The sequence below is a fragment of the Halomonas sp. NO4 genome, assembly GCF_010994375.1.
Taxonomy (GTDB): Bacteria; Pseudomonadota; Gammaproteobacteria; order Pseudomonadales; family Halomonadaceae; genus Halomonas.
In genome coordinates, this window is record NZ_WHMA01000019.1 from 1 (window position 1) to 19375 (window position 19375).

14 protein-coding genes are annotated in these 19375 nt (G+C 67.3%); 9 read left to right on the forward strand and 5 right to left on the reverse strand.

From position 1 onward, the window contains the following. On the reverse strand, nucleotides 1-792 hold a 792-nt coding region (locus tag FEF15_RS13030; protein WP_163559608.1), incomplete at its 3' end, for an IS256 family transposase. Between the two features lie 498 nt (nucleotides 793-1290). Between FEF15_RS13030 and FEF15_RS13035 the strand changes: the two genes are divergently transcribed. Continuing rightward, entirely contained in the window at nucleotides 1291-2697 is a 1407-nt protein-coding gene (locus tag FEF15_RS13035) for an alpha/beta hydrolase (RefSeq protein ID WP_163559609.1), read from the forward strand. Between the two features lie 69 nt (nucleotides 2698-2766). On the opposite strand, the gene FEF15_RS13040 is transcribed toward FEF15_RS13035, so the two are convergent. Both FEF15_RS13040 and FEF15_RS13045 read right to left on the reverse strand, forming a co-directional pair. Further along, on the reverse strand, nucleotides 2767-4230 hold the full coding sequence (locus tag FEF15_RS13040; RefSeq protein ID WP_163559610.1) for a c-type cytochrome: 1464 nt from the start codon (nucleotides 4228-4230) through the stop codon (nucleotides 2767-2769). Nucleotides 4231-4264: 34 nt separating this feature from the next. After that, nucleotides 4265-4636 carry a hypothetical protein gene (locus FEF15_RS13045; RefSeq protein WP_163559611.1) on the reverse strand — a complete coding sequence of 124 codons (372 nt, stop codon included), beginning with the start codon at nucleotides 4634-4636 and terminating at the stop codon, nucleotides 4265-4267. A gap of 201 nt (nucleotides 4637-4837) precedes the next feature. Here FEF15_RS13045 and FEF15_RS13050 point away from each other — a divergent pair, with 201 nt between their 5' ends. The 6 genes from FEF15_RS13050 to FEF15_RS13075 all read left to right on the forward strand — a co-directional run bounded on the left by FEF15_RS13050 (nucleotide 4838) and on the right by FEF15_RS13075 (nucleotide 13810). After that, nucleotides 4838-6646: a peroxidase family protein gene (locus tag FEF15_RS13050; protein WP_163559612.1), complete on the forward strand. Its 1809-nt coding sequence runs from the start codon at nucleotides 4838-4840 to the stop codon at nucleotides 6644-6646. A 49-nt stretch (nucleotides 6647-6695) separates the two neighbouring features. After that, the gene (locus FEF15_RS13055) at nucleotides 6696-7604 is read left to right on the forward strand and encodes a hypothetical protein (RefSeq protein ID WP_163559613.1); all 909 of its coding nucleotides are present in this window, start codon (nucleotides 6696-6698) and stop codon (nucleotides 7602-7604) included. Further along, the gene (locus FEF15_RS13060; protein ID WP_163559614.1) at nucleotides 7601-8971 is read left to right on the forward strand and encodes an NADH:flavin oxidoreductase; all 1371 of its coding nucleotides are present in this window, start codon (nucleotides 7601-7603) and stop codon (nucleotides 8969-8971) included. The genes FEF15_RS13055 and FEF15_RS13060 overlap by 4 nt, the downstream gene beginning before the upstream one ends. Nucleotides 8972-8978: 7 nt before the next feature. Further along, a complete protein-coding gene (locus FEF15_RS13065) occupies nucleotides 8979-10559 on the forward strand; it encodes a hypothetical protein (RefSeq protein WP_205598532.1) in 1581 nt (526 codons plus the stop codon). 61 nt (nucleotides 10560-10620) lie between these two features. Further along, entirely contained in the window at nucleotides 10621-11013 is a 393-nt protein-coding gene (locus FEF15_RS13070; RefSeq protein WP_163559615.1) for a hypothetical protein, read from the forward strand. Nucleotides 11014-11227: 214 nt separating this feature from the next. After that, nucleotides 11228-13810, forward strand: a complete 2583-nt coding sequence (locus FEF15_RS13075) for an EAL domain-containing protein (RefSeq protein WP_163559616.1) — start codon at nucleotides 11228-11230, stop codon at nucleotides 13808-13810. A gap of 40 nt (nucleotides 13811-13850) precedes the next feature. On the opposite strand, the gene FEF15_RS13080 is transcribed toward FEF15_RS13075, so the two are convergent. Both FEF15_RS13080 and FEF15_RS13085 read right to left on the reverse strand, forming a co-directional pair. Further along, nucleotides 13851-16964, reverse strand: coding sequence for an efflux RND transporter permease subunit (locus FEF15_RS13080; protein ID WP_163559617.1), 3114 nt, complete (start codon nucleotides 16962-16964; stop codon nucleotides 13851-13853). After that, nucleotides 16964-18082 carry an efflux RND transporter periplasmic adaptor subunit gene (locus FEF15_RS13085; RefSeq protein WP_240454167.1) on the reverse strand — a complete coding sequence of 373 codons (1119 nt, stop codon included), beginning with the start codon at nucleotides 18080-18082 and terminating at the stop codon, nucleotides 16964-16966. The genes FEF15_RS13080 and FEF15_RS13085 overlap by 1 nt, the downstream gene beginning before the upstream one ends. 430 nt (nucleotides 18083-18512) lie before the next feature. Between FEF15_RS13085 and FEF15_RS13090 the strand changes: the two genes are divergently transcribed. Together FEF15_RS13090 and FEF15_RS13095 are read left to right on the forward strand one after the other, a co-directional pair. Beyond that, a complete protein-coding gene (locus FEF15_RS13090) occupies nucleotides 18513-18707 on the forward strand; it encodes a Flp family type IVb pilin (RefSeq protein ID WP_163559619.1) in 195 nt (64 codons plus the stop codon). 95 nt (nucleotides 18708-18802) lie between these two features. Next, entirely contained in the window at nucleotides 18803-19351 is a 549-nt protein-coding gene (locus FEF15_RS13095; protein WP_163559620.1) for an A24 family peptidase, read from the forward strand. The last annotated feature ends 24 nt before the right edge of the window (nucleotides 19352-19375 follow it).

Consider the following 19375-nt stretch of genomic DNA (forward strand, 5'->3'; position numbering starts at 1 on the left):
GTGGACCCAGCAGCGCTGATGGTCGGTCGCCGGGTAAACCTTGCTCAGCGCCGCCCAGAAGCCCATGGCACCGTCGCCCACCGCCAGCTTGGGAGCCTGGGTCAGGCCACGCTCTCGCAGACCTGTCAGCAGGGTCTCCCAGCTGTCCGCCGATTCGCGGAAGCCGTCCTCGACGGCCACCAGCTCCTTGCGGCCCTGCTCGGTGACCCCGATGATCACCAGCAGGCACAGGCGGTCATCTAGGCGCACGTTGCTGTAGATTCCGTCGGCCCACCAGTAGACGTAGCGCCGGTCTGCCAGGTCCCGCTGCCGCCACTCGGTATGCTCGTCTTCCCACTGCTTCTTGAGCCGCGATACCGTGTTGGCCGACAGCCCCTTGGCCTGGTCGCCCAGCAGTGCCGCCAGGGTCTCCTGGTAGTCGCCGGTGGAGATCCCCTTCAGGTAGAGCCAGGGGATCAGCTCCTCGATGCTGCGGGCCCGCTTCAGGTAGGGCGGCAGCAGGCTGCTGTTGAAGCGAGCGCCACCGCCGCTGCGGTCACGCACCTTGGGCACCTGGACGCTGACATCCCCGATCCCGGTCTGGACCGTGCGCTCGGGTAGGTAGCCGTTGCGGACCACGGCCTGACGGCCATCGTCGAGCCGCTGATCGGCATACTGCGCCAGGAAGGTGGCCAGCTCGGCCTCGACGGCCTTGGCGATCAGGTCACGGGCGCCTTGGCGCAGCAGCTCGTGCAGCGAGTCAGCAACCTGGGGTTCTGGTTGTGAAAGAGCCCGGAGGGTAGAATCGGTCATGGCGTATCCACTCTGTTGGTTGAGATCTTGGTCGTGATCAATCAACAGGATACGCCACCCTTCCTACCTCCTCCCATACACCAGACTTGAGCTTAACTCACACTCCTGGGAACGGTCAGAGCTCGAGCAACTTCTCGACCATAACTGGGATGTTCTGTGGTGTGCAGGAAGGCCTTCCTTTCTGGCATAGCACGCATCTTGCAGAAAGGCCTATGCTAAAAGAATAAAAAAATCATAATGTTAATATTTCATCTCGTGATTTCTTTCTGCAGCGCTATCTTGTCTTTCTGCAAAGTCGCCTACATAGGCCAAGCCGGAATGCTCTGCATGGTGAAGAACCGGTGTCCGGAGACGTGGTGCGTGCGCCTTGACAGCGATGGTGTTCCCCAACCCGAACGCGAATATGCGGCTACTCTGCAGTAACGCAAGTGCCGAGGCGCGGGTGGCTGGGGTGTCACGTCCCGCCCCGGGGTGAAACAGCGAGTGGGAGGCCGTGACATGAGCAATCGTCCCCTGGTACTGCTGCATGGCTGGAACGACGAGGGCAGTTCTTTCGAGAAGCTGGTGGGGCACCTGCGCAAGCGGCTGGGACCGGGGCACATTCAGCGCATCGCTATCGGTGACTACCTTTCCAAGGATGATGCCCTGCGCTTCGATGACCTGCAGGCGGCCCTGGATCGCGCCTGGACAGCGCGGAGGCTTCCCCGCGATGCCGCTAGCGTGGACGTCATTGTCCACTCCACCGGTGGCCTGGTGATCCGCGACTGGCTGGTGCGTCACTTCGCTCCCGACTCCACCCCGGTCAAGCATCTGGTGATGCTCGCACCGGCCAACTTCGGCTCACCGCTGGCCCACATGGGCCGTTCGATGCTGGGGCGCATCGCCAACGGCTTTTTCAGCCGTCAGGCGGGGCAGGCGGTCATGGAGACCGGGGCCAATATCCTGCGTGGCCTGGAACTGGCCAGCCCCTTCAGCTGGGAGTTGGCCATGCAGGACCGGTTCGTCGAGGGTGAGGGCATGTATGCGCCCGGGCGCGTCCTGTGCACCGTGTTGTGTGGTAACACCGGTTACGGCGGCATCCGCTCGCTGGCCAACGAAGAGGGCGGCGACGGCACCGTCCGACTTTCCACTGCCAACCTTAACTGCGCCCAGGTGCATATCGCCTTTCGCGAGGAGGTCCGCGACGGCAACCGGGTCACCGTGCCGGAGATGGCCGACTACCGGCCGTCCAGTGGACGCTGTGCCTTTCGGATCCTCGATGGGCTGGATCACTCGGCGGTCAAGCTCGATGCCGCCGAAAGTCGACTGAGCCGTGCCCAGCGGGACACCCTGACGCTGATCGAGCGCGCCCTGACCCTCGAAGACGCGGCGTTCCCCGATTTCTGTGACGAGTGCGAGGCGGCCAACCAGCAGCTGACTCGCCAGCCTGGGGATCGGCGCGGCAAGCCCGGCTTCCAGAACACCGTGGTGCGCGTGCGCGATCAGTTCGACGTGCCCGTCGAGGACTACCTGATCGAGTTCTACGATCCCAACCGCCCCGACGGCGGCGGCCTGGCCCGCACCATCCACGAGGAGGCGATCCGCAAGGTGCATACCTACCAGGCCGATGCCTCGCTGCGCAGCCTGTATATCGACACCGCCCGGCTGTGCCAAGCCGTCGAGCGTGCCGGCACCCGGCTGGGCATGTCGATCACCGCCGAGCCGATGCTCGATGAGGACGAGGACCATGCCCGTTACACGCCGGTGGGGTTTCGTACCCTGGCCGACGAGGACATCGAGGATCTCTGCCTGGACGACGCCCAGCTGGCAGAGTTCTTCCAGCCGCATCGCACCCTGCTGGTGGATGTCTGTTTGCACCGTTCCCAGGCCGACAACGTCTTCCGCTTGAACGTGGAGCAGGGCTGAACGGGGCGAGCTGTTGTCGGTATCGACCCGCTCGAGGGCCGGGTACAGGCTGCTCGTCAGATGGAGCAGCTAGAGCGTCTTGAGGTACTCGACCAGCGCATCCCGGTCCTCCGCCGGCAGCTCGGTGCCGTACTCATGACCCTGGTTGCTGTTGCCGGGCTCGGCGGTGTCGTAGCGGAAGCCGTGCCGCTCGGCCTCCTCACCCGCGTGGATGAAGCCCAGGCGCTCGGGGTGGTAGACGTCGTAGCCGCGGTAGAACACCGCGGGGCGCTCCTCGACGGGGCGCAGCAGATCCTCGATGGTGGGCACCGAGCCGTTGTGCAGGTAGGGGGCGCGCAGCCAGATGCCGGTCAGCGGCTTGGCCACGTAGCCGTCGGTCTTGACGAAAGCGTCGAAGTCCCAGGGGTACTCCTCGGCGTAGGCGTTGTAGCGCTCGGCGGACTCGGCGGTCCACATCTCGAGTCGGTGGCGGTCGGTGCCCACCTCCGACTGGGGGATCACCGTGCCGGTGCGCGCGCCCTCGGGGCCATGGCAGGTCGCGCAGGTTTCCTGGAAGAGCTCCTCGCCGCGCGCGGCCATCTGTTGGTCCCGGGTGTCGAAGGGGTAGGACGGCGGCGCCAGGTCGCGCAGGTAGGCCTCCAGTTCACCCAAGTCCTCCACCGGCAGGGAGTCGGGGCGGGCGCCGTCGCCGATGGCGCCGCTGAGCACCACTTCGGTGAGGGAGTCGTTGAGCCCGTCCCAGTGCAGAGCGTAGCCTTCCTGCTCGTCCATGGCCCACAGCGGCATGATGTCGGAGTTGCCGATGGTGTCGTCCTCGGCGGGGTCCAGGGCCAGCAGATCGGGGTGGAACTTCACCGGGTTGAAAGGATCGATGCGCCCCGGTCCCCAGCGCGGCCGCTCCTCGGTCCAGGTGAAGCGCTCGGCCTGTTCCCGCAGCCCATCGCGGGTGCGCGGGATGATCAGGAAGCGGTAGAGCAGGCGATCGAGCCAGGAGAGCTCGGCCTGCTCCTCGATGGCCGCCAGCAGGGTGTCGGCGGTGAAGTCCGGGTCGGCGGCGGCGTCGCCCAGGAAACGCAGGTAGGCCTGGGGGTCGAAGGTCTGGTGGGGGCCGGCGGGCACGATGCGGCGCTCGCCGTCCGGCGCCGTGCGGTAGGTGGCCGTGTGGCAGGCCGCGCAGTTGATGCCGATGCGCGGGAAGCCGATGGTCTTGCGCGAGAACCCCACCGGTGTGGGTTCGCCCTCCTCCCAGACCATGCCCAGGGCGGCGTAGCCCTCGGCGTCGCGATAGTCCGGCAGGTGCTGCGGGAACACCTCCGGCAGCACGCGCCAGATCCAGTAGGGCAGCCCCTCCTCCGGCTCGGTGCCGATGGAGCCGTAGCGGTAGTAAACCTCGACGCTGTCGAAGTGCTGAGGCTCCTCACGGAACAGCTGGTACCAGCCGACCGCCGCGACTGCGGCGCCCAGCACCAGCAGCAGGGCCAGCCAGGCGAGCCAGCGGCGGGACTTGGGCTGGGCGTGATCCTTGCGAGCCATGACTGTTTCCTCCCGAATGAGCCGAAGACGCCGCTCAGCGTCGGCCGAGCGCCAGCAGCAGCGCACCCTGGGTGACGCCAAAGAACAGGTCGAACAGGGCGAGCAGCAGGAATTGGGGATACAGCAGCGTGAAGAACACGACCCCGGCGAAACGCGCCAGCACCGTCAGCACGGCGACGACCCGGTAGCGGATGGGGTCGAAGGCCGCCGGCAGGTAGAACAGGCTGAGCAGGATCAGCAGCCAGCCGGCGAAGGCGGGCCACACTGTCTCGGCCACCGGCGCCCCACCCACCAGCGCGATCACTGCATTGGGGGCGAAGACCGCAGGTACCGCCAGGGCCAGATTGGCCGCCACCCCCAGCAATACCATGGTGCGAAATCCTGTCGCGTAGCTACCCTTAGCCAAGCGTCCTCCTTGGAGCCCCATGAGACGGGGCGCGACATTGAGGAGGGGTGAAACCCTGTGCTAAAGGTTAGTTGTCACTTACGGTAGGGTCACGTTCAACCTGCAGGGGTGAGGCCTTTCATACCTCGATGAGGCGAAGGCCGGCAAGGGGCGGTGCCCCGTCCTGATTTCAGCGACGGCGTCTACTCAGGGAGGATTTCCATGTTCGGACAACGCGGCAGCGGTCTGCTCGGTCGCCTGTTTCGGCGCATCAACCGGCGCCGCCAGTGGTACCGGTTCCCCTTCCCGATCGCCGTCCTTAACCTCGTCGCCCTGCGTGGCAACCTGCGCTGGCACAACCTCCACGACACCGAACGCGAGCGTCCGCCGGATCCCGACAAGGGCGATTTCGACGTGCGCGGCTGTCGCACCCCCGACGGCAGCTACAACGACCTGGCGGCCCCCTGCATGGGCAAGGCCCATACCCGCTTCGGGCGCAACGTGCCCATCGCCGAGACGTTCCCCGAGACCGGCGAGGCGTTGATGACGCCGAGCCCACGGGTGGTGAGCCGCCGGCTGATGACCCGCGAGAGCTTCACGCCGGCCACCACCCTGAACGTCCTGGTGCCCGCCTGGCTGCAGTTCATGGTCCACGACTGGTTCAGCCACGGCTCCAACGACGCCGAAGCCACACCCCACGAGATCCCCCTCGACGAGGAGGACGACTGGCCCTGGGATCGCATGACGGTGCTTCGCTCGCGCCGCGACCCGACCCGCGGCGCCGCCGACGAGGGCTATCCGGAGACTTTCCTCAACACCGAGACCCAGTGGTGGGACGGCTCGCAGATCTACGGCAGCAGCCTCGAGCGCCAGCGCCTGGTGCGCAGCGACCCGGAGAGCGGCGAGCTGCTGCCCGACGGCAAGCTCTACCTGCGCCCCGACGGCCACCTGCCCCGGGACGAGCACGGCATCGAGCTGGCGGGGGTCAACGGCAACTGGTGGGTGGGGCTGTCGCTGATGCACACCCTTTTCGCCTGGGAGCACAACGCCATCGTCGACCGGCTGCGCATCGACCACCCGAACCGCGACGGCGAATGGCTGTTCCAGAAGGCGCGCCTGATCAACACCGCCCTGATCGCCAAGATCCACACCGTGGAGTGGACGCCGGCCCTGCTCGACACCCCGGAGCTGCGCCTGGGCATGCGCGCCAACTGGTGGGGCATCCTCGACGAGCACTTCTACCGCAGCCGCGGCCGGGTCAGCGACAGCGAACTGCTCAGCGGCATCGCCGGCTCGCCGGCGGATCACCACGCCGCGCCCTACGCCATCACCGAGGAGTTCACTGCCGTCTACCGCATGCATCCGCTGGTGCCCGACTACTTCGACTTCCGGCGCCAGGCCGACGACGCCCCGCTCAAGGCGTGCGGCCTGACCGAGGTGGCCGGCTCGCGCACCCAGTCGCTCTACGCCGAGGTGCCGCTGGCCGACGCCCTCTATTCGCTGGGCACCAGCCACCCCGGTGCCCTGGTGCTGCACAACTTCCCGCGCCACCTGCAGCAGCACGCCAAGCAGGCGCCCCACGAGCGCACCATCGACCTGGCCACCATCGACGTGCTGCGCGACCGCGAGCGTGGCGTGCCGCGCTACTGCCGTTTCCGCCGGCTGATCGACATGCCGGCGCCGCAAAGCTTCGCCGAGCTCACCGACAATCCCGAGTGGCAGCGCGAGCTGGAGGCGGTCTACGGCGACGTGGAGCAGGTCGACCTGCTTACCGGCTGCCTCGCCGAGATCCCGCCGCCCGGCTTCGCCTTCAGTGACACCGCCTTTCGCATCTTCATCCTGATGGCCTCCCGGCGCCTCAAGAGCGACCGCTTCTTCACTGACGACTACACCCCTGAGGTCTACACCCGGGCGGGCATGCAGTGGATCGACGACAACAGCCTGCGCACGGTGATCGGTCGCCACTTTCCCGAGCTGCAGCCGCGGATGGAAGGGGTGCGCAACGTCTTCTTTCCCTGGTCTCGTCAATAGGTCGCGTGGCTAGAGTCGCGCGGCGAGTCCGGATCGATAGGGAGGTACCATGGCCAGGCGCCTGAGCATTCCCGGCCTCGTCAACCTGGTGGAGGTGAGCGACGCCCGCGAGATCCGCCGGCTGGATGCCGAGCCGCGCCTCGACCGCCACCTGGCGCCCGCCGGCGGGCTGATCAATCGCCTGCGCCTGGCCCTCCTGCGCCAGGCCTTCGTCTTCGACGGCGAGCCGCTGCCCGCCCTGCTGGCCCGCGAGGCCGAGGGTCGCGAGGCGCGCCATGCCGAGCTGGGGCGGCGCCTCGACGAGCGCGCCGAGGCGACGGCCTGGCAGCGGGACCCGGCCTTCAAGAGCCTGGTCGAGGCGGTGGCCGGTCAGGCCGAGGCCGAAGTGCTGGGGCCCGCCGCCCAGGGGCTGCTGGGGCGGCTGTTCCGCGACGATTACCGCGCCGACGAGGCGAGCTATGCCGCGGCCCGGCTGCTCGATGCCTATCCCCGCGTCAACGTCCTGCGCGCCCTGGGCCAAAGGGTCACCGGACAGCTTCGCCGCGCCCGGCGGCTGCTGGCGGAGCGTGCCGGCGGCGAGCCCTTGGCCCTGCACGCCACCGGCATCGCCGTGCACAACCTGGTGGCGTCGCTGGCGGCGATGCGCGAGCTGGCCGCCACGCCCCAGGCCCGCGGGCTCTCCCTGGCAGCGGTGCTGGGCCGCACCCTGGCGGCGCCGGAGACGCTGCTGCGCCGGGTGCGGAGGCCGCTGTCGACGCCCTGCGCGCCGCGCCGGCTGGAACCCGACGACCTGGTGGTGCTGCGCCTGGCGGAGGCCGCCCTGGGCAGCGGCGATCGCGAACTGGCCTTCATGGGCGAGAGCTGGGCGCGCTGCCCGGCCCAGGGCTTCATCCTGTCGCTGCTGGCGGCGGTCTGGGAGCGGGCCATGGCAGTGCAGCAAGGGGGGCGAGGCGCATGAGCGAGGATGTCATCTTCACGCCGCTGAAGTGGCGCAACATCACGATCAAGAACCGCATGCTGCGCTCCAACGTCTCCGGGCGCTTCGACAACGAGGACGGCAGCCTGACCCAGACCCGGATCAACTGGGAGTGCCGCTTCGCCCGAGGCGGGGTGGGGGCCATCCTCTCCTCCTTCGTGCCGGTGCAGATGGAGGGGCGCATCGTCGCCGGCTACGCCACCATCCATCGCGACGACTTCATCCCCCTCTGGCAGCGCCTCGGCGAGGCGGTGCACCGCTTCGACTGCCAGTACATCCTGCAGCTCAGCCACTCCGGCCGGCAGATGGACCTGCCCGGAGTGCACAACCAGCATCGCCGCGCGCCCAGCGCCACCGGCCACAAGGAGTCGCTGCACGGCTTCCTGTGCCGCGCGATGACCGGCCACGAGGTCGAGCGCACTGTCGAGGCCTTCGCCCGCGGCGCCTGGCGCGCCCGGGAGGCGGGGCTCGACGGCGTGGAGCTGCACGCCGCCAACGGCTACCTCTTCACCCAGTTCCTGAGCTCGGCGATCAACGACCGGCGCGACCGCTACGGCGGCTCGCTAATGAACCGGGCGCGCTTCCTGCTGGAGGTGATCGAGGCGATCCGCGACCGGGTGGGGCCGGACTTCCACCTGCAGGTGAAGATCAGCGCCGTGGACCACAACGACGTGCTGCCCTGGGAGGGCAAGGGCAACGGCCTGGCGGAGACCGTCCAGGTGTGCCGCTGGGCTGAGGCCGCCGGCGCCGACGCCCTGCACGTCTCGCTGGGCAGCCTCTTTCCCCACCCCCTGAACCCGGCCGGGGACTTCCCCTTCGAGACCATCGCCAGCACTTACGACACCATGCTCTCCGCCGGGGTCGACACCTTCCGCAACTACCTGCTGTTCCGCTACCCGGCGCTGCGCGGGATCTTCCGCTGGCTGTGGTTCCGCCACCGGCGCGGCCGCGAGGTGGAAGGCATCGGCCTGGACGAGGCGCGTGCCATCCGCGAGGCGGTGAACATCCCGGTGATCAGCACCGGCGGCTACCAGCGTGCCTCCCTGGTGCGCGAGGCCATCGCCTCGGGGGCCTGCGACGCCGTCTCCAGCGCCCGGGCGCTGATCGCCAACCCCGATCTGCCGCGCCAGTGGCAGGCGGGCCACGACGTCCCGGAGAACCCCTGCACCTTCTGCAACAAGTGCCTGCTCAACGCGCCCAAGAACCCGCTGGGCTGCTATGAGCTCGAGCGCTTCGGCGGCGACCACGAGCGCATGCTCGAGTCGCTGATGGCCATCTACGAGACCCGGCCCGAGCTGCAGTTGCCGCCGGTGCCGCCCGCTCGCGAAACGAAAGCGCACACCCCGTGAGGCTGCCATGAGACGTCAGGAGCCCCCCGTCACCGCCGTGCAGCACGAGACCCGCCGTCGCCGCTGGCGGCGCCTGCCGCTGACCCTGCTGGCGCTGACCGTGGTGGTGGTCGGCGTGCTGGTCCTGGCGATCGGCATCCCCACCCTGTGGCGCTACAGCGGCGAATCGGTGCGCCACTACGCCGACCCCGAGGCTCACTTCCGCCACGGCTCCATCGGCAGCGAGCCGGCCAGCGGCCTGCCGGTGCGGCTGTGGCGGGTGCTGCCCGAGCTCTTCCCCGAGCACTTCGGTGGTAAGGAAGGTGAGCAGGGCCGCGGCGAGGAGGGCTACGCGGCCTTCGGCTTCCTCTATGCCCCGGGCGACAACCTGGGCGCGGGCGACCTGCCCATCGGCGTGGGCACCCGCGAGGTGCGTGGCGTGGAGCTGGGCTGGTTCAACTGCGCGGTATGCCATACCGGCACGGTGCGCGAGTCCCCCGACGCCGAGCCGCGTCTGATCTCGGGCATGCCGTCCAACAACCTCGACCTCAACGGCTTCATCGCCTTCCTGCTGGAGATCGCCGACGACCCGCGGCTGGCGCCGGACAGCGTGCTCGCCGCCATGGAGGAGCAGGGCCAGGAGCTGGGCTGGGTCGAGCGCCTGGTGTGGCGGCACGCCGTGTTGCCCCGGGTGCGCGAGGGGCTGCTGGCGACCCGGGCGCGGCTCGCCCCGCTGCTGGCGGAGCAGCCGGCCTGGGGGCCGGGGCGGGTCGACACCTTCAATCCCTACAAGCTGATCCAGTTCGACATGACCCTCGCCGACCTGTCGGAGGGCGAGCGGATCGGCACCGCGGACTTCCCGTCGATCTTCCTGCAGCGCCCTCGCCAGGGTATGGACCTGCACTGGGACGGCAACAACGCCTCGCTGCAGGAGCGCAACCTGAGCGCCGCCCTGGGCGCCGGGGTCACCGAGGAGAGCGTCGACCACGCCTCTATCGAGCGGGTTGCCGACTGGCTGCTCGACCTCGAACCGCCGCCCAGCCCCCACGATCCCGATGCCGAGAGCGTGGCGGCCGGCAAGGCGCTCTACATGCGCCACTGCGCCGACTGCCACGGCTACCAGGAGGACGGGCGCTACGTCTTCGAGGGCGAGCGCCTCGGCGAGGTGGTGCCCAACGAGCGGCTCGGCGTCGACCCGGCGCGCCTGGACAGCTACACCGAGGCGCTGCGCCGCGACCAGCTCACCCTGTTCGCCGACGACGAGCGCTACCGCTTCCGCCACTTCCGCAAGACCGACGGCTACGCCAACCAGCCCCTCGACGGGCTCTGGCTGCGCGCCCCCTACCTGCACAACGGCTCGGTGCCGACCCTGCACGACCTGCTGCTGCCGCCAGAGGAGCGCCCCGTCGCCTTCGTCCGCGGCCTGGACGTGCTGGACGACGAAAAGGGCGGCTTCGTGGCACCCGACTGCACCCCGGGGGAGCCCCTGGACGAGGGCTTCTGCTTCGACACCCGCCTGCCCGGCAACGGCAACCAGGGCCATGCGTATGGCACCGGGCTGGGTGCGGAGGAGCGGGCGGCCCTGCTCGACTATCTAATGACGTTCTGACCGATCGACCTTCTGCCGCTGACCTTACCAGCGCCGACGCCTCTGGCCAGGGAGTACCGATATGCAGACCTCACAGGATACCTTCCGGACCTTTCGGCGGGTGATGCTGGCCGGCATCGTCCTCAATGTGCTGCTCGGCCTGTGGCTGTGGTGGTGGCCCGAGAGCTTCCTGGCGCTGATTCGCGCCGACCTGGCGGCGCCCCTGACCTGGCCTCGCTACGCCGGCCTGGCCATGATCGTGGTCGGGCTGCTCTACTTGCCGGCCGCCCTGTCACCGCTGCTCAATCGACTGGTCGCGCTGCTGTCGATTCTGTTCCGGGGGCTCTTCGCGCTGTTCCTCCTGTTCGCCTCGGGCTTCCTGTGGCTGCCGGCACTCTACGAGGCCGTGTTTGCCGTGCTGCAGGGCGTGACGTTCTGGCGGGCCTGGCGTACCGACCTGATGGCCAAACCCTGACGCCGCGGCGCAACACAGTGACCGGGCCGTCTCTGCGATACAGGGCTCATGATCCAAGCTTTGTCCGAAAAGTCGTCGAGCGATGGTCAGACAAGGCAAAAATCGGTGAAAAGACGGAGTTTACGTGGTGTAAATGAGTACTTTGAGCCGATTTTTAACGCCGTATGACCGAGCGTAGGCAGTTTTCAGACAAAGCGTAGGAACTGGTGACAGGATGTCTTTATCTCGCCTGAGGTCGGCGCTTGGGAAGGGCGCTTGCCTGATACTGTTCGTCGGTTTGCCGAGCTTGGCGGCCGGCGAGACGCTGCGCGTGGGTGTCTACCACAACCCGCCGAAGCTCCAGCTCGACGAGGCCGAGCGCCCGTCGGGGATTCTCGGTGACCTGCTCACAGCCATGGCCCGGCGCGAAGGCTGGCAGCTGGAGACCGTCACCTGCCAGTGGCAGGCGTGCCTGCAGGCCCTCGAGCGTGGCGAAATCGACCTGCTGCCCGACGTGGGCTGGAGCGAGGCGCGCGCCGAGAGGCTGGATTTCCACCGCGAGCCCGCCCTTCACAGCTGGTCGCAAGTCTATCAGGGGGAGGGCGAGACGCTGGAAACGGCACTCGACCTCGACGGTCAGCGCGTCGCCGTGCTCGAGGGCTCGATGCAGCACGACTACCTGCGCCAGTTGCTCGAGAGCTTCGGCGCCTCGGCCGTCTGGGTGCCGGTGGCGTCCTATGACGAGGCCTTCGCGGCGGTGCGTGACGGCGATGCCGACGTGGCCGTGAGCAACCACTTCTACGGGGGCTGGCAAGCCGCCGAGCATGGGTTGCGCAGCACCTCGATCATGTTCCAGCCGGCGCGGCTCTTCTACGCCAGCAGCGGCGGACGGCAGCCGGCGGTGCTGGCGCGCATCGACGCGTATCTGGCGCGCTGGAAGAGTGACGGCGAGTCCCCCTACTATGCTGCCTTGCAGCGCTGGCGGGGGGCCGAGTCCGGCCAGACGCTGATACCGCCCGCGGTATGGTGGGGCATGGTGGCCCTGGCGGGGCTGCTGGTGTTCGCCCTGGGAGGCAATCTGCTGCTCAAGCGTCGGGTGGCGGCGCGCACCGCCGATCTGGAGGCCGTCAAGGAGCGCCTGTCGACCATTCTCGACAGCGTGGAAGCCTATATCTATATCAAGGCGCCGGACCTGCGCTATACCTATGCCAACCGCAAGGTGTGCGAGCTTCTCGACCTCTCGCCCGAGCAGGTCGTCGGCAAGCGGGACAGCGACTTCTTCGATGCCGAGACCGTCGCCAGCCTGCACCATAACGACCTGCGCGTCATCGACCATGGCGAGAAGGTCGTGGCCGAGGAGGTCGAGATCCTCAAGAAGAACAATCGCGCGCTCACCTTCCTCTCCGCTAAGCTGCCGCTTCGCGACGCCAGTGGCTCCATCCAGTCCCTGTGCGGCATCTCCACGGACATCACCGACTACCGGGAGATACAGGCGCACAATCACCGCCTGACCTTCTACGACCCCCTGACCGGGCTGCCCAATCGGCGCCTGCTGCTCGACCACCTGGAGCTGGTCACCAAGACGGTACGCCGCTCCAACCGCTATGCGGCGCTGCTGTTCATCGACCTGGACAACTTCAAGGTGGTCAACGACCTCCAGGGGCTGCACCGTGGCGATCAGCTGCTGCATCGGGTCGCCGAGCGCCTCAGCGAGGCGGTGCGCGAGAGCGATACCCTCGCGCGCCTGGGGGCCGACGAGTTCGTGCTGCTGCTCCACGACCTGGGCGAGGAGATGGCGCGGGCGGCAAGCATCGCCGAGCGGGTGGCGGAAAAGCTGCTGGCCGCCGTGCTGGAGGCCCGCGACCTCGATGCCAGCGGCCTGCCGACCACCGGCAGCATCGGCATTACCCTGTTCGGCGGCCGCGAGGCGAGCGTGGATACCGCCATGCAGCAGGCGGATATCGCCCTGCAGCAGGCCAAGAGCGCAGGCGGCAATGCCCTGCGCTTCTTCAGCAGCGAGATGCAGGCGGCGGTGATGGCGCGGGTCCACCTGGAAGCCGACCTGCACCAGGCGCTGCAGCGTGACGAGCTGAGCCTGCACTATCAGGTTCAGGTCGATGGCGATATCCGTGTCGCCGGGGTGGAGGCGCTGCTGCGCTGGCACCACCCTCGGCGCGGCAGCGTCTCCCCCGGGGTGTTCATTCCCCTGGCCGAGTCGAGCCAGCTGATCCTGCCGATCGGCCACTGGGTGCTGGCGACGGCCTGCCGCCAGCTGGCGGCCTGGGCCGACGCCCCGGCCACCGAGGCGCTGACGATCTCGGTGAACGTGAGCTCCGTGCAGTTCCAGCAGGCCGATTTCGTGGCCCAGGTCCAGCGACTGCTCGCCGACACCGGCGCGCGCCCCGAGCGGTTGATCATGGAGGTGACGGAAAGCCTGCTCATGGATGACCCCGAGCACGTGCGCGAGACCATGACGGCGCTGAGTGAGTTGGGCATCCGCTTCGGGCTGGACGACTTCGGCACCGGCTACTCGTCGCTCAACTACCTCAAGCGCCTGCCGTTGCACCAGCTCAAGATCGACCAGTCCTTCGTGCATGACCTGCTCGACGATCCGGTGGACGCGGCCATCATCGAGACCACCATCACGCTGGCCAACAGCCTGGGCCTCGAGGTCACCGCCGAAGGGGTGGAAACCGCCGAGCAGCACCGGTGGCTCAAGGCGCACGGCTGCCACTCCTTCCAGGGCTATCTCTACAGCCGCCCGGTTCCCCGCGAGGAGTTGGTGCTGGGCCGGCTGCCGGTGCCGGCCGCGCCCTGAGCGTCACGGCGCCGATGCGCCGACGCAACGCTTCCTGTCCTCAATGTCCCGCCGGGGCCTCTCCCATTTCCCGCTCCAGGCGGCGAGCGACCTCGCCGGGTGAGCCGGTGCGGCGTGCCAGCAGGTCGTAGGCCACCGGCACCACGAAGAGCGTGAACAGGGTGGCGGCGGCCAGCCCGCAGAGGATCACGGTACCGATCACCAGGCGGGTCTCGGCGCCGGCCCCGCTGGAAACGATCAGCGGCACGGCGCCGGCCATGGTGGTCACGGCCGTCATCACGATGGGGCGCAGACGGGTCACTGCGGCTTCCACCAGGGCGTCATGGAAGGCATACCCCTGGTCGCGCAGCTGGTTGACGAACTCCACGATCAGGATGCCGTTCTTGGCGGCCAGCCCCACCAGCATCACCAGGCCCACCTGGCTGTAGATGTTCAGGGACTGCCCCGTCAGGTAGAGCCCCAGCAGGGCGCCGCAGATCGCCAGCGGTACCGTGAGCATGATCACGAAGGGGTGCACGAAGCTCTCGAACTGGCCGGCCAGCACCAGAAAGACCACGAGAATGCCCAGGCCGAGAAGAAAGGCGGTGGCGCCGCTGGCTTCCTGATAGTCCCGCGAGGCGCCCTTGACGTCGGTCTGGGCCTCGGCGGGCAGTATCTCCGCCACCGTGTCCTTCAGGTAGGCCAGCGCCTCGCCCAGCGCATAGCCGTCGGCGAGGTCGGCCTGGATGGTGATGGCACGCAGCCGGTTGAAGCGGTTCAGCGTGCTGGGCCCGGCAAAGTCGCTGATGGAGACCAGGCTGGCCAGCGATATCAGCTCGCCGCTGCGCGCCGAGCGCACCCGCAGGCTCTCGAGGCTCGAGGGGCTGGGGCGGGCGCCGGGTTCGCCTTCGAGGATGACGTCGTACTCCTCGCCGTCGTCGACATAGCGCGTCACGATGCGCCCCCCCAGCAGGGTTTCCAGGGTGCGGCCGATCTCGGTGACGGTGACGCCCAGCTCGGCGGCGCGGCCGTAGTCGATGTCGACCTGCAGCTGGGGCTGGTTCTCTTCGTAGTCGCTGTCCAGGCCGGTGATGCGCGGGTTGTTTTCACGAACGTGGGCAATCAGGGTGTCGCGCCATTCGGCCAGTTGCTCGTAGGTGCCGCCACCGAGCACGAACTGCACGGGCTTCTCCACGCTGGCGCCGAATCCCTGGCGCATCACCGGAAAGGCGCGCACGCCGGGCAAGTCGGCGAGCTGCTGGCGCACCTCGTCCATGATGGTCCAGGCGTCGCGGCGGCTGCCCCAGTCGGCCAGGTTGACGATGACGAAGCCGCTGTTGAAGGTCTCGATATTGCCCCAGCCGCGCGGGGCGCGCACCACCACCTTCTCGACCTCGCCGGTCTCGATCATCGACAACAGCCGCGCCTCGATCTCGTCCATGTAGTCGAGCATGTAGTCGTAGGTGGCACCGGGCGGGCCGTTGACCAGCACCCAGAAGTTGCCGCGATCCTCGCTCGGGGTGTACTCGTTGGGCAGTTGCTCATTGAGCCACACCATGCCGCCAACGACGCCGAGAAACAGCGCCAACACCAGCCAGCGCAGCTTGAGCACGCGCTCCAGCAGGCGGCGGTAGATGCAGCGAGAGTGTTCCAGGGCCCACTGCACGGCGCGGGCCAGGCGGCCCTCGGTCATGTTCGAGCGGAGAATCTTCGAGGCCATCATCGGCGTCAGCGTCAGCGCCAACAGGCTGGAGATGGCGACGGCGGCGGCCAGCGTCAGGGCAAATTCCGAGAAGAGTCGGCCGATGTCGCCCTGCAGAAAACTCAGTGGCACGAAGACGGCGATCAGCACCAGGGTGGTGGCGATGACGGCGAAGGCGATCTGCCGGGTGCCGCGGAACGCCGCCACCAGCGGCGTCTCGCCGTGGTCGTGCATGCGGCGATGGATGTTCTCCAGCACCACGATGGCGTCATCGACGATCAGGCCGATGGCGAGTACCAGGGCGAGGAGAGTGAGCAGGTTGATGGTGAAGCCCATCGTGGCCAGCGCGGCGAAGGTGCCGATCAGGGCGATGGGCACGGTGACCGCGGGAATCAGGGTGGTACGCAGGTTGCCGAGAAAGACGAAGATCGCCACCACCACCAGTCCCATGGCGATGAACAGCGTCTGCACCACCTGGGAAATGGCGCCGGAGACGAACACCGAGGAGTCGTAATTCAGGCGCAGGTCCATGCCATCGGGCAGGGTGTCCTGAATACGCTCCATCTCCGCCAGCACCCCGTCGGAGATCTCCAGCACGTTGGCGGTGGACTGCTTCATCATGCCCAGCCCCACCATGGGCACGCCATTGCCGCGGAAGATGGTGCGCTCTTCCACGGCACCGATCTCCACCCGGGCCACGTCGCCGAGTCGCACGAGATAGCCGTCGCTGCCCTCGGTCAGGGCCAACTGGCGAAAGTCCTCGGGGGTCGAGAAGCCGCGTGGCAAGCGCACGATGAACTGGCGCGCCGCGGATTCGATGGAACCGCCCGGGAGTTCGACATTCTCGGCGCGCAGCGTATCTTCGACATCGCCGGCGGTGAGCTCGCGGGCCGCCAGGGCGTCGGCGTCCAGCCACACCCGCATGGCGTAGTCGCGTCCCCCGCCGATGATGACCCGCGATACACCGTTCTGCACCGAGAACCGGTCGACCAGGTAGCGGTTGGCATAGTCGGTGAGCTCGGCCATGTCGTAGCCTTCGCCGGTCAGCGCGAGCCACAGCACCACATCGGAGCCGGAGTCGGCCTTCTCGACCTCGGGTGGGGCGGCCTCCTCGGGAAGGTTGCCCATGGCATCCGAGACACGGTCGCGGATGTCGTTGGCCGCCGAGTCGATGTCCCGGTCCAGGCCGAACGCGATGGTGATCCGGGAGTCGCCATCCTCGCTGGACGACGTGATCGCCTCGATGCCCGAGACCCCCGCGATGCGGTCTTCCAGCACCTGCGTGATGCGGGTTTCCACGACGCTGGCCGACGCGCCCGGATACTCGGTGTTCACGCTGACGATGGGCGGATCGATGGTGGGGTACTCCTGCAGCGGCAGGCGCTGCAGGGCCAGCAGGCCGAAGGCGACGATCAGCGCGGCGAGTACCGTGGCCAGCACCGGGCGCTGGACGGAGACATCGGAAAGGCGCATCAGCCGTTCGCCTCCGCCGTGTCACGGCCCTGGCGCAGCAGCTCCGGAATGGTGGTGTCGTCATCGAGGATGCCGAGCAGGCGGGTCGGTTGGCCATCGCGCACCCGCTCGGTGCCGTGGGCCACCACCAGGTCCTGCGCAGCGAGCCCCTCCAGCACCTCGACCTCGCCCTCGCGGCGCGCGCCGATGGTGATCTCGCGACGGGTCACGCGGTGCTGATCGGCCTCATCGAGCACCAGGACGTACTGGCGGCGCCCCTCCGGGATCAGGGCCGATTCGGGAATCACCAGTGCTTCGCGGGGCTCGCGCAGCACCTCGACGTTCATGAGCATGCCGGGGCGCAGCCGTAGCGTGGGGTTGTCCAGCTCGGCCCGCACCGTGACGCTGCGGCTCACCGGGTCGACCCGGGTGCCGATGCTGGCGATCTCGCCTTCGAAGGGGGTTTCCGGATAGGCCGCGGTGGTGGCCTTCAGCGGCAGGCCGGGGGCGATCTGCCCCAGGGCGACCTCGGGCAGCGTGAAGTCGAGTTTCATGACGTCGAGCTTGTCCAGGGTCACCAGCTCCGTGCCGGGGGTGACCAGAGTGCCCACGCTGACGTTGCGAAAGCCCACCACGCCATCGAAGGGAGCATGAATGCGGTAGTCGGCGAGCTGGGCCTCCAGCGACTGGATCTCCGCCTCCACCTGGCGCAGCTGTGCCTGGGCGTCCTCCGCGTCGGCCCGCGGGGCCAGGTTGCGGCTCTGCAATTGGCTGAGCCGGTTCACGGCGTTGCGACGCTCGTCGCGTCGCGCCTGGGCGGCGCGCAGGTTGGCCTGGGCCTCGGCGTCGGCCAGGCGCACCAGGAGCTGATTCGCCGCCACCGTCTCGCCGTCGCGGAAGTTCAGCTCGGTCACGATCTCCGTCACCGTGGCGGAGAGCGTCACGCTCTCGTCGGCGCGCAAGGTGCCCAGAGACGACAGCGGATCGGACCAGGGCGCCAGGGTGGCGCGGGCGGCGATCACCGCCGTGGGCTGCTGCTGCGCCATCGCCAGGGGAGCGCAAGCCAGCGACAGCAGCAGGCCCAGCAGCAGGGCAACCACCGGGGCGGCAAGAGGAGGAGGGGAAGCACGACGGGTCATGGAACGGCTCATGGTGTGGGGCAATGCCTGGCGACGATGCGAGAGACGAAAAGAGCGAGAACGAGCGGCTCGATTCCCTAGCCTACCCTCCCGCTCCCTCGACAATACGACAACAATCGACAAATTTTCCATTCCTGTACGCGAATTGTACGAATCGCCGTGTCCGACTGCACAGCCCACACCGCAGCCCGAATCGACTGGCCATTGCCCTTGTACAGCCCTGGCTGCCTCCGCCCACCCACAGCCATCGCGCCCGCCGCGACCCCCTCTTTACCGCTGCCGCCTGCAAGATAGTTCCAATTGTATGCAAGATTATCCAAGCGTAACTGGTTTGTAACTACGAAGCTCAGTCACGTGAGCGATCGAAATAGCCGACGCTCCTTGAATCACACAACGCAGGTTTAGTGACGCAATCCGAAGGAGAAATGTCATGAACAAGCTGATGCAAGGGATCGAGCGTTTCTGGAAGGATGAAGAAGGCGCTGAGACTGTAGAGTGGGTACTGATCGTCTCACTATTGGTTGCTGCAACTGTTGGTTTATTTGCTACGTTAGGGGATCAACTTGAAGCTGTGATTACGCAAATCACTACTTATTTGGGGACCATTGTTCCTTCAGGTACGTAAATAGATGAATTTTGTAAAGGTCAGGGGCGTCTTTAAAGACGCTCCTTTTTGACAAATTATTAAGTCTGATATTTGCAGATTTTCTGGAGGAACCGATGATTATTGGCGAATCTTTTTTCCCTCAAGATCTCTTGTTTCTTCTGATAGGTTTAGCAGTAATGTCAGACATGACAAAGCGAGTGATTCCGAATTTTCTGACTCTGGCCGGAGCCGCCATGGGGTTGCTGCTGCAAGGAGTGCTGGAAGGTCTGGGCGGTGTCCTGGCCGCCATCTACGGCCTTCTGGTGGGGCTGGCAGTTTTTATGCCCGGCTACCTGATGGGCTTTACCGGCGCCGGCGACGCCAAGTTGATGGCGGCGGTGGGTACCTTTCTTGGGCCTTTGGGCGCCTTTCAGGCGGCATTGGCCAGCATTATAGCAGGATCAATAATTGCACTATTCTATATCGGGTTTGCCGTGCTATTTCGGCGGTCTTCTTCACCGGTGGCACGCTATGGATTGATGGCGAAGACTCTGGTAGCTACCGGAAGGCCGATTTATATAAAGCCGGAAAAAGGCGAGGTGATGGGGAGGAAGTTTCCCTTTGCGGTGGCTATCGCCATCGGCACCACGGCCTGGATGATCTGGCAATGGCCGCTGGGATGACAGGGACGAGGTTCGAGGCTCGCG

Coding starts and splice junctions, on each gene's coding strand:
- FEF15_RS13035 (WP_163559609.1), top strand. CDS start 1,291: ATGAGCAATCGTCCCCTGGTACTGCTGCATGGCTGGAACGACGAGGGC.
- FEF15_RS13040 (WP_163559610.1), bottom strand. CDS start 4,230: ATGGCTCGCAAGGATCACGCCCAGCCCAAGTCCCGCCGCTGGCTCGCC.
- FEF15_RS13050 (WP_163559612.1), top strand. CDS start 4,838: ATGTTCGGACAACGCGGCAGCGGTCTGCTCGGTCGCCTGTTTCGGCGC.
- FEF15_RS13055 (WP_163559613.1), top strand. CDS start 6,696: ATGGCCAGGCGCCTGAGCATTCCCGGCCTCGTCAACCTGGTGGAGGTG.
- FEF15_RS13060 (WP_163559614.1), top strand. CDS start 7,601: ATGAGCGAGGATGTCATCTTCACGCCGCTGAAGTGGCGCAACATCACG.
- FEF15_RS13065 (WP_205598532.1), top strand. CDS start 8,979: ATGAGACGTCAGGAGCCCCCCGTCACCGCCGTGCAGCACGAGACCCGC.
- FEF15_RS13070 (WP_163559615.1), top strand. CDS start 10,621: ATGCAGACCTCACAGGATACCTTCCGGACCTTTCGGCGGGTGATGCTG.
- FEF15_RS13075 (WP_163559616.1), top strand. CDS start 11,228: ATGTCTTTATCTCGCCTGAGGTCGGCGCTTGGGAAGGGCGCTTGCCTG.
- FEF15_RS13080 (WP_163559617.1), bottom strand. CDS start 16,964: ATGCGCCTTTCCGATGTCTCCGTCCAGCGCCCGGTGCTGGCCACGGTA.
- FEF15_RS13085 (WP_240454167.1), bottom strand. CDS start 18,082: ATGACCCGTCGTGCTTCCCCTCCTCCTCTTGCCGCCCCGGTGGTTGCC.
- FEF15_RS13090 (WP_163559619.1), top strand. CDS start 18,513: ATGAACAAGCTGATGCAAGGGATCGAGCGTTTCTGGAAGGATGAAGAA.
- FEF15_RS13095 (WP_163559620.1), top strand. CDS start 18,803: ATGATTATTGGCGAATCTTTTTTCCCTCAAGATCTCTTGTTTCTTCTG.